This is a genomic window from Agrobacterium sp. InxBP2 (genome assembly GCF_026191755.1).
GTDB lineage: Bacteria > Pseudomonadota > Alphaproteobacteria > Rhizobiales > Rhizobiaceae > Agrobacterium > Agrobacterium pusense.
On sequence record NZ_JAINDY010000027.1, the window covers coordinates 253,963 to 269,767 of the forward strand.

18 protein-coding genes are annotated in these 15,805 nt (G+C 59.8%); 11 read left to right on the top strand and 7 right to left on the bottom strand.

The window, feature by feature from the left end:
• Window positions 1-39: 39 nt before the first annotated feature.
• From K7A42_RS10835 to hemC, 6 genes are all read right to left on the bottom strand, one after another.
• A complete protein-coding gene (locus K7A42_RS10835; protein ID WP_045533357.1) occupies window positions 40-771 on the bottom strand; it encodes a glutamine amidotransferase in 732 nt (243 codons plus the stop codon).
• On the bottom strand, window positions 761-1,249 hold the full coding sequence (locus K7A42_RS10840; protein WP_004443844.1) for a TerB family tellurite resistance protein: 489 nt from the start codon (window positions 1,247-1,249) through the stop codon (window positions 761-763). Before K7A42_RS10840 ends, K7A42_RS10835 begins: the two co-directional genes overlap by 11 nt.
• A gap of 14 nt (window positions 1,250-1,263) precedes the next feature.
• Complete coding sequence (locus K7A42_RS10845; RefSeq protein ID WP_282455146.1) at window positions 1,264-2,880, bottom strand: heme biosynthesis protein HemY; 1,617 nt, start codon at window positions 2,878-2,880, stop codon at window positions 1,264-1,266.
• Window positions 2,881-2,884: 4 nt separating this feature from the next.
• On the bottom strand, window positions 2,885-4,330 hold the full coding sequence (locus K7A42_RS10850; RefSeq protein WP_142186784.1) for a COG4223 family protein: 1,446 nt from the start codon (window positions 4,328-4,330) through the stop codon (window positions 2,885-2,887).
• Between the two features lie 73 nt (window positions 4,331-4,403).
• A complete protein-coding gene (locus K7A42_RS10855; protein ID WP_282455147.1) occupies window positions 4,404-5,144 on the bottom strand; it encodes a uroporphyrinogen-III synthase in 741 nt (246 codons plus the stop codon).
• A gap of 4 nt (window positions 5,145-5,148) precedes the next feature.
• The gene (gene hemC / locus K7A42_RS10860) at window positions 5,149-6,078 is read right to left on the bottom strand and encodes a hydroxymethylbilane synthase (protein ID WP_282455148.1); all 930 of its coding nucleotides are present in this window, start codon (window positions 6,076-6,078) and stop codon (window positions 5,149-5,151) included.
• A 73-nt stretch (window positions 6,079-6,151) separates the two neighbouring features.
• Between hemC and tsaD the strand changes: the two genes are divergently transcribed.
• The 5 genes from tsaD to K7A42_RS10885 are packed head-to-tail and all read left to right on the top strand — an operon-like array spanning window position 6,152 to window position 9,645.
• Window positions 6,152-7,249, top strand: a complete 1,098-nt coding sequence (tsaD, locus tag K7A42_RS10865; RefSeq protein WP_035207919.1) for a tRNA (adenosine(37)-N6)-threonylcarbamoyltransferase complex transferase subunit TsaD — start codon at window positions 6,152-6,154, stop codon at window positions 7,247-7,249.
• A complete protein-coding gene (locus tag K7A42_RS10870) occupies window positions 7,249-8,232 on the top strand; it encodes an NAD(P)H-dependent glycerol-3-phosphate dehydrogenase (protein ID WP_022556945.1) in 984 nt (327 codons plus the stop codon). Before tsaD ends, K7A42_RS10870 begins: the two co-directional genes overlap by 1 nt.
• Before the next feature lie 17 nt (window positions 8,233-8,249).
• Complete coding sequence (locus K7A42_RS10875) at window positions 8,250-8,543, top strand: YciI-like protein (protein WP_004443827.1); 294 nt, start codon at window positions 8,250-8,252, stop codon at window positions 8,541-8,543.
• 6 nt (window positions 8,544-8,549) lie between these two features.
• Window positions 8,550-8,993, top strand: coding sequence for an EVE domain-containing protein (locus K7A42_RS10880; protein ID WP_004443825.1), 444 nt, complete (start codon window positions 8,550-8,552; stop codon window positions 8,991-8,993).
• A gap of 7 nt (window positions 8,994-9,000) precedes the next feature.
• A complete protein-coding gene (locus K7A42_RS10885) occupies window positions 9,001-9,645 on the top strand; it encodes a class I SAM-dependent methyltransferase (protein WP_282455149.1) in 645 nt (214 codons plus the stop codon).
• Here K7A42_RS10885 and K7A42_RS10890 read toward each other — a convergent pair whose 3' ends face one another.
• On the bottom strand, window positions 9,646-10,014 hold the full coding sequence (locus K7A42_RS10890; RefSeq protein ID WP_282455178.1) for a hypothetical protein: 369 nt from the start codon (window positions 10,012-10,014) through the stop codon (window positions 9,646-9,648).
• Window positions 10,015-10,319: 305 nt separating this feature from the next.
• On the opposite strand from K7A42_RS10890, the gene sdhC reads away from it, so the two are divergent.
• The 6 genes from sdhC (at window position 10,320) to zapE (ending at window position 15,752) form a co-directional block, all read left to right on the top strand.
• Window positions 10,320-10,712, top strand: coding sequence for a succinate dehydrogenase, cytochrome b556 subunit (gene sdhC / locus K7A42_RS10895; RefSeq protein WP_004443817.1), 393 nt, complete (start codon window positions 10,320-10,322; stop codon window positions 10,710-10,712).
• A gap of 12 nt (window positions 10,713-10,724) precedes the next feature.
• Entirely contained in the window at window positions 10,725-11,105 is a 381-nt protein-coding gene (sdhD, locus tag K7A42_RS10900; RefSeq protein ID WP_004443814.1) for a succinate dehydrogenase, hydrophobic membrane anchor protein, read from the top strand.
• Between the two features lie 7 nt (window positions 11,106-11,112).
• Window positions 11,113-12,954: a succinate dehydrogenase flavoprotein subunit gene (gene sdhA, locus K7A42_RS10905; protein WP_004443812.1), complete on the top strand. Its 1,842-nt coding sequence runs from the start codon at window positions 11,113-11,115 to the stop codon at window positions 12,952-12,954.
• 15 nt (window positions 12,955-12,969) lie between these two features.
• Window positions 12,970-13,749: a succinate dehydrogenase iron-sulfur subunit gene (locus tag K7A42_RS10910; protein WP_004443810.1), complete on the top strand. Its 780-nt coding sequence runs from the start codon at window positions 12,970-12,972 to the stop codon at window positions 13,747-13,749.
• Between the two features lie 204 nt (window positions 13,750-13,953).
• On the top strand, window positions 13,954-14,496 hold the full coding sequence (locus tag K7A42_RS10915) for a protease inhibitor Inh/omp19 family protein (RefSeq protein ID WP_004443808.1): 543 nt from the start codon (window positions 13,954-13,956) through the stop codon (window positions 14,494-14,496).
• 92 nt (window positions 14,497-14,588) lie between these two features.
• A complete protein-coding gene (gene zapE, locus K7A42_RS10920; RefSeq protein WP_035207915.1) occupies window positions 14,589-15,752 on the top strand; it encodes a cell division protein ZapE in 1,164 nt (387 codons plus the stop codon).
• The last annotated feature ends 53 nt before the right edge of the window (window positions 15,753-15,805 follow it).

Below are 15,805 nucleotides of genomic sequence, written 5' to 3' on the forward strand. Positions count from 1 at the left end.
CCGGACGTAAAGCCGCAGCGCATCTTTACCGGAAATGCTCTAGCGCTGCGCCTTGCCCTCAAAAACCAGATCGAGAAAATTGCTGAGCCATGCCCTGAGCGGCGTATCGAACAGCATGCGGCCTTCCAGATGCTGGCTGCCCACCTGGGCATTGGGCATGCCGAAGCGCTGCGCGCCGCGCACCACCCAGCTATGCATCATGGCACGGGTCAGTTCGGCGTGAAACTGCAGGCCCCAGGCATTTTTTCCATATCGATAGGCCTGATTGGGGTAGGTTTCGCCCGATGCCAGAAGTTCGGCTCCACGCGGCAGCTCAAAGCCTTCGCGATGGAAGTGATAGACCATCTTCGGCCAGTGCGGCATCAGAAGCCGCCCATGTTCGGTGGCATGGAGCGGATACCAGCCAATCTCCACCTTGCCGTCCCTCTCGGCTTCCACCCTGCCGCCCAAATGTTTGGACAACATCTGCGCACCGAGACAGATGCCGAGAAAAGGCTTGTTTTCCTTCAGTGGCACTTTCAGCCAGTCGATTTCGGCTTTGACATAATCGTGCGGATCGTTGGCGCTCATCGGGCCGCCGAAAATGATGGCTCCGGCGTGTTTTTCCAGCGTCTGTGGCAGGTCATCGCCGAGCGCGGGGCGCCTTATATCCAGACGATACCCTTTTTCCACCAGCATCTGACCGACGCGACCGGGCGTGGAGCGTTCCTGATGCAGGACGATGAGCAGCGAAGGTTGTTGTTTCTGTTGCCTGGAGGGGTCAAACAGCATCGTCTTCGTTTTCGCTTTCTTCAGCGGGTCCGGACCTCGTGGCGGCCTGCTGACGTTGCAGGACCCTGTCGCGCACGGAAACACCCAGCAGATCCGCGACACGCCAGATCACATGGTCTTCCATCTCGCTTCGTTCGCCGTCAGCGTAAACAATATCCCATAATATGCCAATAAGCTCCACGCGCTGATCTTCATCCAGGTGGCGACGGATATCGGTGGTAAAGCGGTAATAATCGACGGCTTCCTTGCCGGCCTCCTGGCCGGCGGCGAGCAGGGCATCAAGCTTGCCGCCGTCGAGATGATAATATTCATGCAGAATTTCGCGAAGACGATCACGCTCGCTTTTCGAGATGGTGCCATCGGCTTCCATGACCTGGAAACAGAGGGCGGCTACCGCCACCCTCAGATCATCGGGACTGAAATCACCTGCCTGCGGGCCGACGAGGTTCTGAATAAACGACTGTATTTGCTGGAACATCGATAGCCTGCTCGTCAGAAGAGTTTGAGCCGTGTCTTGGGTTCGGCTTCCGCGCCGGATTTCTTCACACCCGGATCATCTGGCGCACCGCCGAAAAAGGGCACTGCTTCGGCCTTTTCATTCGCCGCTTCGGTTTCCACCGGCGCTTCGATCGTGACGGGCTTTTTCTCCGTCGGAGCCGAAACACTCGGTTTTACCTCTATGGGCTCAGCCGAAGCCTGCTTTGGCTCCGCACGGGTCTCGGGCGCGGTTTCCACGACGACCGTCTTTACCGTCGGTTCGGTCCTTGCGGGTGCTGCGGCAATCGCGTTTTCGATTGTTAGATCTTCAACAGGGCCTTCCAGCTGCCCGAAAGGCGCTTTCCATTCAAAGGCATCGAGACGGCCCGTGACAGGCGAGACCGGCAGCCATTTTTCAGAGACGATACCGTCGGCGACCCATGCCGGATCACGCGGCGCGCGCAGTGCCTGCGCCATCCAGTAGCGCACACGGCCCTGATCCCCGGTTTCGGCCTCCTCGATATCGGCCATCAAGAGGAAGATGCTTTCGCGCGGCTCGATCCGGGCGGCGGCCTCGGCCTTCGCCCGGGCCTTGGCGAATTCCTTGGCGTCGAGCGCCGCCTGCGCCACTGCAAACAGGGATTCGATGTTGTTGGGCTTCAGACTTTCAAGCCGCTCTGCCCGCTTCAGCCGGTCGATGGCGGTATCGCCGCTGCGCGCACGTACGTAAAGTTCGGCGATCTGCGGATGCGGATCGTTTTTCCAGACGGGTTCAAGAATCGCGGCGGCCTTGCGCAGATTGTCTTCGCGCAGGTAGGACTTTGCCGCGATAAGCGCTGCCGGGACGAGGCCTTTTGCAAGCTTGAGAGCGTGCTTCGCGTCCTCGCGCGCACCTACCGGGTCGCTTTCCAGTTTCTCGCCGGCCTTGGCAGTGAGAAGCACGGCTTTCAGCCGCTCCGCCTCGCCGCGTTCGATGACGCTGGCCGCCTTCTGCTGATCAAGCAGACGGATGGCATCGTCCCACTGCCCATTGCGGCATCGGTTTTCCAGCGTCGCCTGTGCCGCCCATGGCAGATAGGGTGCTTTTTCCGCGGCGTCCTCGGCATATTGCTGGGCGGCTTCGTAAGCGCCCTGACGACGTGCCTCGATATAGAGGCCGCGAAGGCCGAGTTCACGCGTTTCGGGATCACGCGCCATGGCCTCGAACTTACGGCGCGCCTCATCATATTTGCCTTCGATGAGATCGGCCTGTGCATCGAGCAGGTGAATCAGCGGCTCCTGATCGGCACTCAGTAGTCCCTGCGTGCGGGCCGTCATCTTCCGTGCAAGAATGGCATTGCCAGCGCCAGCGGCGATGAGGCCAGTGGAGAGCGCCTGATAACCGCGGTCGCGCTTGCGCGCGCGGAAATAACGACGGGCGGCATTAGGCGAAGTCCATACGGCGTTGACGATCCACCAGAGCAGCATGGCAGCAGCGATGAGCGCCGCGATGATGGAGGCTGCGACCATCAGGCTCATTTCGATCAGCCGACCTTGCCAGACGATGGAAAGGACGCCCGGCCTGTCAGCCAGCCAGGAGAAACCGAAGCCGAGGGCCAGAACGATAACGGCGAAAGTCAGAATTCTGGTCATGCCCTTACCCCTGCCTGCCGGTGCTGGTGATGGCGCGGTTCAACGTGCTGCCCACCAGATTTTCGACCTCGACGCGCGCATCCAGAGATTTCTTGTAATCAGCGGATGCCGTCTTGGCGGCATCCGGAAGACCGTTCCACTCAAGTGCCGCGCCCTGAAGATCGCCATTGCGCAGCTTGTTTTCCATGCGTGCGATCCTGGCTTCGGGGGTTTCGCCTTCGATGTTTCCGACGGGTCGCACCTTCACCAGCGAAAAGGCGCTTTCGGTCAGGCGTTCCATGATGCCCTGATTGGGGTCAGGCTGGTTTATGGCTGAGAGCATCGCATTGGCGACATCGGGGAACTTCTGCATCAGCTCCGAGCGTGATGGTACGCCGGTTGCGGCGAAGGATTGCAGCGATGCGATGGCCGGATCGTCGGGCGTTACCTTGGACAGGGTATCCAGTTCCGTCAGGAACGGTCCACCGCGATCGATCGCGGCCTTCAGCGCGGCCGATGCTATAGCGCGGGCGACTTCGATATCGTCGCGCGGCTCGTTGATCTTGGCTTCAGCGTCAGCGAGACGGCGTGTCAGTTCCGCTGTCGCCGAAGTCTGCGCAGACCGTTCCGACTGGAGAGCCGCTTCGAGGGCGGTGACTTTCTCTAACAGCCCATCGACCTGCGAGGCCTCCCCGTTCACGCCTTCAAGGGTTGCGATGCGCTGTTCCAGCGCCGAGGTGTCGGAGGCTGGCGCATTGGCAAGCTGCTGGCGCAAGCTGTCCAGATCGGTTTTAAGGGCAGCGATTTCCTCGCTTCCCGCCTTGCCCGCATTAAAGGAGGGCAGGATGCCTGCATATTGCATGCTGCCGGCGGCGGCGAGCGCCACAAGGCCGCCGACGATACCTGCCGCGATCAGGCCCGAGGTCGCCGCCTGTTTGCTATCGACCCGCTGCGGTATGGAGGGCTTTGCCGGTCCTGAGGACGAGGTCGCGGTCGAAGGCTTTGCCGTGGTGGCGCCGCCGGATGCGCTGGTGGAGGCTGTGGATCCGGAGGCAGGCTTTGCTGTTGCAGCAGCGGCAGCGCTCGTCTGGGCGGTGCCTGTCGAAGATTTAGTATCGGTTTGAGCCGGAGCGGGGGAGGGCGTGACAGGCGCTTTCTGTCCGTTATCCAGGTTCTCCGCCTTCGGTGTCGCCGCCACGGCGTCCGCTTTCCCGACATTGGGCTCGGGCTCGAGAGGGGGTCTCTTTGGCTGATCCCATATCGGTGCGGCATTGCCTGTTGCGGTTGCTTCCGATCTGATATCCGAAACTGCGGAATCCGCCGCGGTCTCCGGGGTTTTGTCACCGGGCTTTTTGTCGGTCTCGGCGGCATCCACGTCGGCGGAAACTGCTTTCACGTCTTTGGCGTCCAGGTCGATCGTGACCGGTTCGGCTTTGGACTTGGAGTGGCGTGGCGGCTTTCCCGATACCATGACAACCTCATTTCTGCCTGCAGTACTCTAAACCTAGTCAGTGACGGCGGCAAAGGAAAGAGGCGAGCTCGAATTAGGTTCCAGAGTTGCGGTGCAGAAGTTCAAACATTGCAGCCTCGCTCGGCTCTTTGGCAGCAACCGCGTTGACGCGGAAGATTTCCGGAAGGAGAGAAAACACGTTGCGGCTGATGCAGATGAATTGTGTTCTCGCCAACGCCTTTTCGTATTTTTCCGTCGATACATGACGGAAAAATGCCCGCGCCGCTTCCGATGAATAAAGCAGGACCACATCCGCCGCGTTTTTCACCAGGGCCGTTTCGAGCACAGTTTCAGGAACGTCGCAGGGCAGCATCTCGTAACAGTCGACCGTTTTGAAGGCAATGCCGGCGGCGGCAAGGCCTTCCTCGAAGACGGCGCCACGGGGTCGACCGGCGAGATAAAGCAGGGGTTCTTTCTCGGAAAACAGGGCCGCGCGTTCAGTCATCAGCGCGTTCAGACTTACGGCGTCGCCGGAAGCGGTGAGAATGTGTTTGAAACCGATTTTTTCCGCCGCTTCAGCCGTTGCCCTTCCGACGGCGAACAGCGGTTTTGACAGATTGGGAACCAGCCGGTCTAGTGATGTCTCCAGTGCCCGCAAAGCCTCTGCGCTGGTCACGGCGATGGCCGCCATTGGGTGCGACAGCGCCGAGATGGCGCGCTCGTGATGATGGACGGGATAGAACAGCGGCAGTAGCGCCGGCGTGTGGCCGAGCGCTTCGAGTTTTGCGGCCGTCCTTTCGCCCGAACGCTGCGGCCGGGTGACGACGATCCGCATTGGCTCAGCCCCAGCCTTCGAAGAAACTGCTGCCTGCCTTGGCGCGTACCTCTTCGCCGGCCTGTTGGCCCAGTCTCGCCGCATCCCTGCGGTTGCCAGAGATTTCGCTGCCATGGCTCGTCTGGCCATCGGGGGTGAGGATGAGGCCGTAAAAATGCAGTTCCTCGCCGTCACAGGTGGCATAACCGGCAATCGGCGTGCGGCAGGAGCCGTCAAGCGCCGCCAGAAAGGCGCGCTCACAGCTCACTGAATCATGAGTGGGCCTGTCGTTTATGGGCGCGAGCAGTTCGTCCATGCGCGTATCGCCGATGCGGCTTTCCACGCCGATTGCGCCTTGGGCTGGAGCAGGAGGGAATTCCTTCGGGTCAAGAATTTCCGTCGGAACATTGTCCTTTCCGAGCCGCTTCAGGCCGGCAAGGGCAAGAAGTGTCGCGTCCGCCTGGCCTTCCTCCAGCTTACGCAGCCTCGTATCGACCTGACCGCGAAAAATGATCACGCTCAGATCCGGCCGCAGGCGACGGATCAGCGCCTGGCGACGCAGGGACGCGGAGCCGACCACGGCGCCATGCGGCAGTTCGAGCAGCTTCGGCGCGGTGCGGCCGATGAAGGCGTCGCGTATGTCTTCACGCGGCAGGAAGGCGGACAGATAAAGGCCTTGCGGCAAAACGGTCGGCATGTCCTTTGAGGAATGCACGGCCATATCGAGTTCGCCTGACAGGAGCTGGCTTTCAAGCTCTTCGGTGAACAGGCCCTTGCCGCCGATTTCGGACAAGGCGCGATCGGTTATCCTGTCGCCCTTGGTGGATAGCACGACAATTTCGAACATGTCTTCCGGCAGACCATGCGCCGCCATCAGCCGGTTGCGCGTCTCATAAGCCTGCGCGAGCGCCAGCGGGCTGCCGCGCGTGCCGATTCGGAAAGGTTTTGTTTGCATCCGCGTCTATCCATTGTTACCGGAGTTGTCTTAGACCAACTCCGCGCATGATCGCAATGAACGAACAGATGTGATGACCCCCTTTCTTCGTATCCTCGGCATAGAGACAAGCTGTGACGAAACCGCTGCATCCATTGTGGTTCGGCATGCGGATGGGCGCGGCGAGATCGTCTCCGACGTCGTTTTGTCGCAGCTCGAGGAACACAGCGCCTATGGCGGTGTGGTGCCGGAAATTGCCGCACGGGCCCATGTCGAGGCGCTGGATACGCTCGTGGAAGAAGCGCTGGAGCAGGCAGGCGTGACCCTTGCCGACGTCGATGCCGTTGCTGCCACCTCCGGCCCCGGGCTGATCGGCGGCCTGCTGGTGGGCCTGATGACGGGCAAGGCCATCGCAAAAGCAGCAGGCAAGCCGCTTTATGCGATCAACCATCTGGAAGGACATGCACTGACGGCGCGCCTCACCGATGGTCTATCTTTTCCCTATCTGATGCTGCTCGTGTCCGGTGGCCATACGCAGCTGGTGCTGGTGCGTGGCGTTGGCGATTATGAGCGCTGGGGCACCACCATCGATGATGCGCTCGGCGAGGCCTTCGACAAGACCGCGAAACTTCTCGGCCTGCCCTATCCCGGGGGGCCTGCGGTTGAGAAGGCGGCGGCAAAGGGCGATCCCGACCGCTTTCCGCTTCCTCGTCCAATGGTCGGCGAGACCAGGCTCGATTTTTCCTTTTCCGGCTTGAAAACGGCGGTACGGCAGGCGGCGACCGCGATCGCGCCGCTGTCCGAGCAGGACATTGCCGATATCTGCGCATCGTTCCAGAAAGCGGTCTCACGCACACTCAAGGATCGGATTGGCCGTGGTCTTGCCCGTTTCAAGCAGGAGTTTCCGCATATGGAAACCCAGCCTGCTCTGGTCGTCGCAGGCGGCGTTGCGGCCAATCAGGAAATCCGCCAGACGCTGCAGTCGCTTTGCGATACCCATGGCTTTCGTTTCGTTGCGCCGCCGCACCGGCTCTGCACCGATAATGCGGCCATGATCGCATGGGCCGGGCTGGAGCGAATGGCCGACGGCCGAGAAGCCGATCCGCTGGAAATCCCGCCGCGCTCGCGCTGGCCGCTCGACGGCAGTGCGGAGACATTGATCGGTTTCGGTAAAAGGGGAGCCAAGGCCTGATGCAGCGGGAGAAAATCGTCGTCATCGGCGCTGGCGCCTTCGGAACTGCGCTTGCCGTCGTCATCGCGCTGGAAAACCGGCACGACGTGATCCTGCTCGGCCGCGATCCATCCCTGATGGCCGACCTCAGGAGCGACCGCGTACATGAGGCGGCGCTGCCTGGCGTCGAACTGCCGGATGTGCTTGAATTTTCCGCCGAGCCGGATGTTCTGACCAGTGCCGGCATCGTCCTCTTTGCGATGCCTTCGCAGGCTCATGCCGATGCGGCTCGTCATTATCGTCCTTATCTGGCTAATGACTCGATCGTCGTTACCTGCGCGAAGGGTATCGACCGGAGTTCCGGTCGGCTGCTCACGGAACTTCTGGAAGCGGAATTGCCCCGTCATCCGATCGCGGTTCTCTCCGGTCCGGGCTTCGCGGCCGATATTGCTCGAGGTCTACCGACGGCCATGGCGATTGCGGCGGAAGATGCAACAATAGCCGAGCGGCTTGCGACTACGATCTCCGGCAAGACCTTCCGGCTTTATGCCTCGACAGACCGCATCGGCGTGCAGCTTGGCGGCGCACTGAAAAATATCCTCGCCATTGCCGCCGGCATCGTTGAAGGCGCGGGCCTCGGCGATTCCGCCCGGGCGGCGCTGATATCGCGCGGGCTTGCCGAAATGTCGCGTCTCATCGTTGCCATGGGCGGCAAGGCCGATACGGTACGCGGCCTCTCCGGTCTTGGCGATCTGGTGCTGACCGCCACCAGTCACCAGTCGCGCAACCTGCGTTTCGGCATCGCGCTTGGCCGCGGTAACGGCAAGGACATGTCCGGCGGGCTGGTAGAGGGTGCCTTTGCGGCCGCCGTCGCCGCCCGGCTGGGAGAAAGTCACACCGTGGACATGCCGGTTACCGAAGCGGTGGCCGCTATCATCGACGGAAATCTGGATGTGGCGAGCGCCATGCAACAATTGATGACACGGCCCATCACAACCGAATAAGGCATAAGGAGACAAAAATGCTGTTCGCTTTTATCTGCAAGGACAAGCCCGGCCACCTGAACGTGCGCATGGAAACGCGCCCGGCGCATCTGGAGCATCTGAACAGGCTCAATTCCGAGGGCACGCTGAAGATCGCCGGGCCTTTTCTCGACGCCGAAGGCAAGCCTAATGGCAGCCTCGTCATCGTTGAAGCCGCCGATATCGATGCGGCCAAGGCTCTTGCCGAAGCCGATCCCTATGCAAAGGCTGGCCTGTTCGAAAGCGTGGACGTGAAGCCCTATAACTGGGTCTTCAACAATCCGGGAGCTTGAGCGGGCATGGCGAATTATTGGCTTTACAAGTCCGAGCCGTTCAAATGGTCGTGGGAGATGCAGAAGGCCAAGGGCGAGGCTGGCGAAGAGTGGACCGGCGTGCGCAATTATCAGGCGCGCAACAACATGCGCGCCATGAAGATTGGCGACAAGGGCTTCTTTTACCACTCCAATGAGGGACTGGATGTTGTCGGCATCGTCGAAGTCTGTGCGTTGTCGCATCCGGACTCGACCGCCGAAGGTGATCTGAAGTGGGATTGTGTCGACATCCGCGCCGTCTGCGATATGCCGCAGCCGGTTTCGCTAAAGGATGTTAAGGCCAATCCGAAGCTGGCGAATATGTCGCTTGTCACCTCCATGCGGCTTTCCGTGCAGCCGGTGACGGAAGAGGAGTATCTTGAGGTCTGCCGCATGGGCGGGCTCGCAAATCCTCCGAAATCCCCGGATTGAAGCGTCGGTGAGGACCGATCCCGAACGCTTCATCCTCGACAATACCGGCATCATGCATCCGCCTCATGTGCCGGAACTCTCCCTTCATCTCGCGACCGAAGCGCATGAGCTCTGGCTGAAGACGGAAGAGGAACTGGAGCAGATTGGCTTGCCGCCGCCTTTCTGGGCTTTTGCCTGGGCCGGCGGGCAGGGTCTTGCCCGTTATGTGCTCGATCACACGGAAAGCGTAAGCGGCAAGCGTGTGGTGGATTTTGCCAGCGGCTCCGGGTTGGTTGCCATAGCTGCTGCAAAGGCCGGCGCTGCGACCGTGCTTGCCGCCGATATAGATCCGTGGACGGAAACGGCTGTTCGTATGAATGCAGGCCTGAATGGGGTTGATATCGGCTTTACCCATGCCGATCTGATCGGCCGCGCCATTGAGGCTCATGTCCTGCTGGCAGGAGATGTCTTTTACGACCGGGCCTTTGCGGATCTCCTCGTGCCATGGTTTATAAACCTGACTGACCGGGGCGTCAGCGTTCTCGTTGGAGATCCAGGCAGAGCCTATCTGCCGAAACAGCGTCTTGAGGCCCTCGCGACCTATCAGGTTACCGTCAGCCGTGCGCTGGAAGACAGCGAAGTAAAGAAGACCACCGTCTGGCGCTTCCTCTGATCAGGGGCGAATAATGCAGACACCGTGCTGGTAAACGCAGGCATCATCCGCATTATCGATATTCACGGTAATGATTTTTGCTCTGGGCGCCGGCAATAAACGGGGTCCGGTCGTGGCAATCTGCGGCGATATTCCGCTGCCAGTCGCGAAATAATTGCCGTTGCCTCGAACTCTTAGTGCGGAAATGCTCCCGACATAGGTGCCCCCAGGCAGCGTGGACGGCAGGCCGTCGGTTGAAAAGCTGACTTGCGATTGACTGTGACGATAGGAATTCCGACTATGAAAATCGCCCGCCAAAGAGGGCAGCGCGTAAGTTGAAATCCCGCCTGAAACGATCATGACCAAGGCAACGATTCGGTACTGTAACATGAGCTTCATGCTCCGGTTTTTTGAGTTAACCAATCGTAAATTACACCTTTTCGGAATTACGTAAAGGTAAATATTTTGAGGGCGTAAATCTTGGAAACGCTCGATTTTTTATTTTCATGCAAAAAAATTCCAAAAAAAATTCGCGAACCAATCGATTAAATTGGAATCCGCCATGAAATGTGCTTGTGGTGATGCGCCCATGTGATTAAACGTCGCGGTTGGTGCAATGCACATTCTTTCGTCATGTGCTGTTGCTTGGGGGCGTCCTGTCTTGTGGACGCACGGGAAAACGCCGCGAGGTTCTGATGGCGAATGTGACAAATAACCGGCCTCTGTCGCCGCATCTTCAAATTTACAAGCCGATTCCGACGATGGTGGCCTCCATCATCCACCGCGTGACCGGTGGCGCGCTCTATTTCGGTACGCTCCTGGTCGCCTGGTGGCTTATCGCGCTGGCATCCGGTCCAGCTTATTATGACTGGGTCAGCTGGGCGATGGGCACCATCATCGGCAAGATCGTTCTCGTCGGCTACACCTGGGCGCTGGTTCACCACATGATCGGCGGCCTGCGCCACCTGATGTGGGACCTCGGGCACGGCTTCGAGAAGCACTTCACCACCAAGCTGGCAAAGGCCTCCTTCGTGGCGTCTATCTGTCTGACCGCGCTGATCTGGGTCATCGTCCTGATCGTGCGCTGAGGAGATACTTACATGGATATGCGTACACCTCTCGGGAAGGTTCGCGGTCTCGGCTCCGCCAAGGAAGGCACCGACCATTTCTGGCGCCAGCGCCTGACGGCCGTTTCGAACATTCCGTTGCTGACCTTTTTTGTTGTCTTCCTGATCAAATATGCCGGCGCGCCCTATCCGGAAGTCGTCGCTGCGCTTTCCAACCCGCTCGTCGCTGTCATCATGGCTCTGGTGCTGGTCTCCGGTCTCATCCACATGAAGCTCGGCATGCAGGTCATCATCGAAGACTACATTCACGCCGAAGTTCCGAAGCTCGTTCTTCTGATGCTGAATACATTTTTCGCGATCCTCATCGGTGGCCTGTCTGTCTTCGCCATCCTGAAAATCGCATTCGTAGGATAAGTTCGTCATGGCTTCGATCAGTTCACCTTCCCAGAATGGCAAGGCCTACACCTATGTCGATCACTCCTATGACGTGATCGTGGTGGGCGCCGGCGGCGCCGGTCTGCGCGCTACACTCGGCATGGCCGAACAGGGTTTCAAGACCGCCTGCATCACCAAGGTTTTCCCCACGCGCTCCCACACCGTCGCAGCGCAGGGCGGCATCGCCGCATCGCTCACCAATATGACGCCCGACTGTTGGCAGTGGCACCTTTACGACACCGTAAAGGGCTCCGACTGGCTGGGCGATGTCGACGCGATGCAATATCTCGCCATGGAAGCGCCGAAGGCGGTCTATGAGCTGGAGCATTACGGCGTGCCTTTCTCGCGTAACGAAGAAGGCAAGATCTACCAGCGCCCCTTCGGCGGCCACATGCAGAATTACGGCGAAGGCCCACCGGTGCAGCGCACCTGTGCCGCCGCCGACCGTACCGGTCACGCCATTCTGCACACGCTTTATGGCCAGTCGCTGCGCAACAATGCGGAATTCTTCATCGAATATTTCGCGCTCGACCTCATCATGGCGCCGGATGGCCGCTGCACCGGCGTCGTTGCCTGGAACCTCGATGACGGCACGATCCACCGCTTCGCTGCCAAGATGGTCGTTCTGGCGACCGGCGGTTACGGCCGCGCCTATTTCTCGGCGACGTCTGCCCACACCTGCACCGGCGACGGCGGCGGCATGATCGCCCGTGCGGGCCTGCCGCTTCAGGACATGGAATTCGTGCAGTTCCACCCGACCGGTATTTATGGCGCGGGCTGCCTCATCACCGAAGGCGCGCGCGGCGAAGGCGGCTATCTCGTCAACTCCGAAGGCGAACGCTTCATGGAGCGTTATGCACCTTCGGCAAAGGACCTTGCCTCGCGTGACGTTGTCTCCCGCTGCATGACGATGGAAATCCGTGAAGGCCGCGGCGTCGGCAAGAACAAGGACCACATCTTCCTGCATCTCGATCATCTCGATCCTGCGATCCTGCATGAGCGTCTTCCGGGTATTTCCGAAAGCGCGAAGATCTTCGCCGGCGTTGACGTGACCCGCGAGCCGATCCCGGTCCTGCCGACGGTTCACTACAACATGGGCGGCATTCCGACCAACTATTGGGGTGAAGTGCTGAATGCCGATGCCAACAACCCGGAACGCATCGCGCCCGGCCTGATGGCGGTCGGCGAAGCCGGTTGCGCCTCGGTTCACGGCGCCAACCGTCTTGGCTCCAACTCGCTGATCGACCTTGTGGTCTTCGGTCGTGCCGCCGCCATCCGCGCCGCTCAGGTCATCAACCGTGACGAGGCGATTCCCGCTCTCGATACGGCTGCCTGCGACAGGATCATGGAACGCTTTGACAGCCTACGTTATGCCAATGGCTCGACGCCAACGGCGGTGCTGCGTGATAAGATGCAGCGCGCCATGCAGGACGACGCGGCAGTGTTCCGCACACAGGAATCGCTCGAAAGCGGCTGCCGCCGTCTCTCGGCGATCTGGAAGGAACTGCCCGACGTCAAGGTCACCGACCGTTCGATGGTCTGGAATTCCGACCTGGTCGAAACGCTCGAGTTGCATAACCTCATGGCCAATGCCATCACCACGGTCTACGGCGCGGAAGCGCGCAAGGAAAGCCGCGGTTCGCATGCCCGCGAGGATTTCGTCGACGGTCCGTTCGGTGGTCGCGACGACGTGAACTGGCGCAAGCATACGCTTGCCTGGGTCAGCCCCGAAGGCGACGTGAAGCTCGACTATCGCCCGGTTCACACCGACCTGATCGCCGACGGCATCGATCCGAAAAAGATCGAGCCGAAGGCGCGTGTCTACTGATTTGAGGAACTGGATATGGTTGAACTTGCTCTCCCCAAGAATTCCCAGATCAACGAAGGCAAAGTCTGGCCGAAGCCGGATGGTGCCAAGAATGTGCGCGAATACCGCGTCTATCGCTGGAACCCGGATGACGGCCAGAACCCGCGCATCGACACTTTCTATATTGATGTCGATGATTGCGGACCGATGGTTCTCGATGCGCTTCTTTACATCAAGAACAACATCGACCCGACGCTGACGCTACGCCGCTCCTGCCGCGAAGGCATCTGCGGTTCCTGCGCGATGAACATCGACGGCACCAATACGCTCGCCTGCACCAAGGGCATGGACGAGATCAACGGCACGGTGAAGGTTTATCCGCTGCCGCATATGCCTGTCGTGAAGGACCTTGTTCCTGACCTGTCGAACTTCTACGCCCAGCACCGCTCGATCGAGCCCTGGCTGAAGACGGTTTCGCCCACACCCGCCAAGGAATGGAAGCAGAGCCATGAGGATCGCCTGAAGCTGGACGGTCTTTATGAGTGCATTCTCTGCGCCTGCTGCTCCACGTCCTGTCCCAGCTACTGGTGGAATGGCGACCGTTATCTGGGTCCGGCCGTTCTGTTGCAGGCCTATCGCTGGCTGATCGACAGCCGCGATGAGGCGACCGGCGAGCGTCTCGACAATCTCGAGGACCCGTTCCGTCTCTATCGCTGCCATACGATCATGAACTGCGCGCAGGCTTGCCCGAAGGGCTTGAACCCGGCCAAGGCGATTGCGGAAATCAAGAAGATGATGGTTGAGCGCCGCGTCTGAGGACGAATCGCCGACCACAGAGATTTATCGGGCCGCGGTCTCGACCGTGGCCCTTTTTTCAACCCGGCGTGGGAAAATTCGGTAAAAATTGACCGAAATGGTAATTATCCCGGCCATCGCTTGTGCAAGATAAGGCTTTGGTAATAATTCAGCCTTCTTGTTTGATCATCGTCTTTCCGGAAGCGAGAGAATCGGGAGCTTGATATGCAATTCAGATATGTGGTGACGGGCCTTGCGGTTGTGATGAGCCTTGCCGGTTGCCAACGTACCTCCTACGATTACAACAATAACGCCAGCAACAATCCCGGTTATACGCCGCCCCTGCAGGCGCAGCCGGTGCCCTCCGTTCAGTCTGGCGCCCTGCCGCCGCCCGGTGGTGCCAATGGCAGCCAGTTCCCGTCGGCGCCTGCTTCGGCGACACCCGGCGGCACCAATGTTGCATCCGCTGCTCCACCGGCAACAGCTCTCGACGTGACCAAGGAATCCATGGTCGGCAACTGGCGCGTTTCTAATGGCGGGGCCAATTGCGATATGTTCCTGACGCTCACCAACCTGGGCAGCGGATCGCGTGGCGGCACGCGTGGTTGCTCCGGCGAGCTGACGGCGATGGGGTCCTGGGAAGTATCCGGCAAGATGGTCGTCTTCAAGAATCGCTCGGGTGACACTATCGGCCGCGTCTACAAGAGCGCAGACGCACGCTTCGACGGCACGACCAATAGCGGGCAGCCGCTCAGCCTCAGCCGATGAGTCGTTCCGGTGCAGCCGGAACGTTCATTCTGCTCTAAGCCATTCCATTCGTCGCGGGTTCCGTGCTGCATCCGCGACCGGGGCGTCTTTTCATGAAGCCATTGCCTGATTACAATCATAGTGTCGTTGAACAGCTCAACGCATTGACGGCAGCTGGCACCTTGCAGGCCGATGCCGCCCAGCTTGGTGTGGCGGCCCATCTCGACAGAATTCTCGCCGATCTGAAGGCCCGCAAGCCTGCCAAGAAGAAGAGCGCGCTCGGCTGGATGTTCGCACGCAAGGCCGGTCCAGCAACGACGGTGAAAGGGCTTTATGTCTATGGCAGTGTCGGCCGCGGCAAGACGATGCTGATGGACATGTTTTACGAAATGGCGCCCGTTTCTTCCAAGCGGCGTTGCCATTTTCATGAATTCATGGCGGATGTGCATAATCGTGTGCATGCGCACCGGCAGAAGCTGAAGAATGGCGAGACCAAACAGGCCGATCCGATTCCGCCTGTCGCCGCCCAGCTTCTGGCGGAGGCCGAACTCCTGTGTTTCGATGAATTCACCGTGACGGATATTGCTGATGCGATGATCCTCGCGCGGCTATTCAGCGAGCTCTTCGCCAATGGCTGCACGTTGGTGACGACCTCCAATGTCGTTCCGGACAATCTCTACAAGGATGGTCTCAATCGCGGCCTGTTCCTGCCCTTTGTCGAGCTGCTGAAGAAGCATGTGGAGGTGGTGACGCTGGACAGTCCCACCGATTATCGGATGGAGAAGCTGGAAAGCCTGCCGGTCTATGTGACGCCGCTTGATGGCGCGGCCGATCAGGCGATGGATATGGCGTGGCGGCACATGACCGGCGGGCACCTTGTTGCGCCAACCGAGATACCCATGAAGGGTCGTTCCATCCTGGTGCCGCGCGCCAGCGGCCGTGTGGCGCGTTTTTCCTTTTCCGACCTTTGCGAGAGGCCGCTCGGGGCTTCCGACTTCCTTGCCATCGCCAATCGTTTCGACACGGTCTTCATCGACCACATTCCATTTTTGAACGCGGACAAACGGAACGAAACCAAGCGTTTCATCATCCTCATCGACGCGCTTTATGATCACAGCGTCAGGCTGTTCGCATCGGCGGCAGCGATGCCGGAAGATCTGCTCGGCAAACGCAAGGGAACGGAAGGTTTCGAGTTCGATCGCACCGCCTCGCGTCTGTTTGAAATGCGTAGCGCCGATTATCTGGCGCTTCATCAAGAAAAACGGCAGAAAGTTTGACACTTTCGTGACGCATTTTCTTACGTTTACGTAAGAAAATATTGATCTAAACG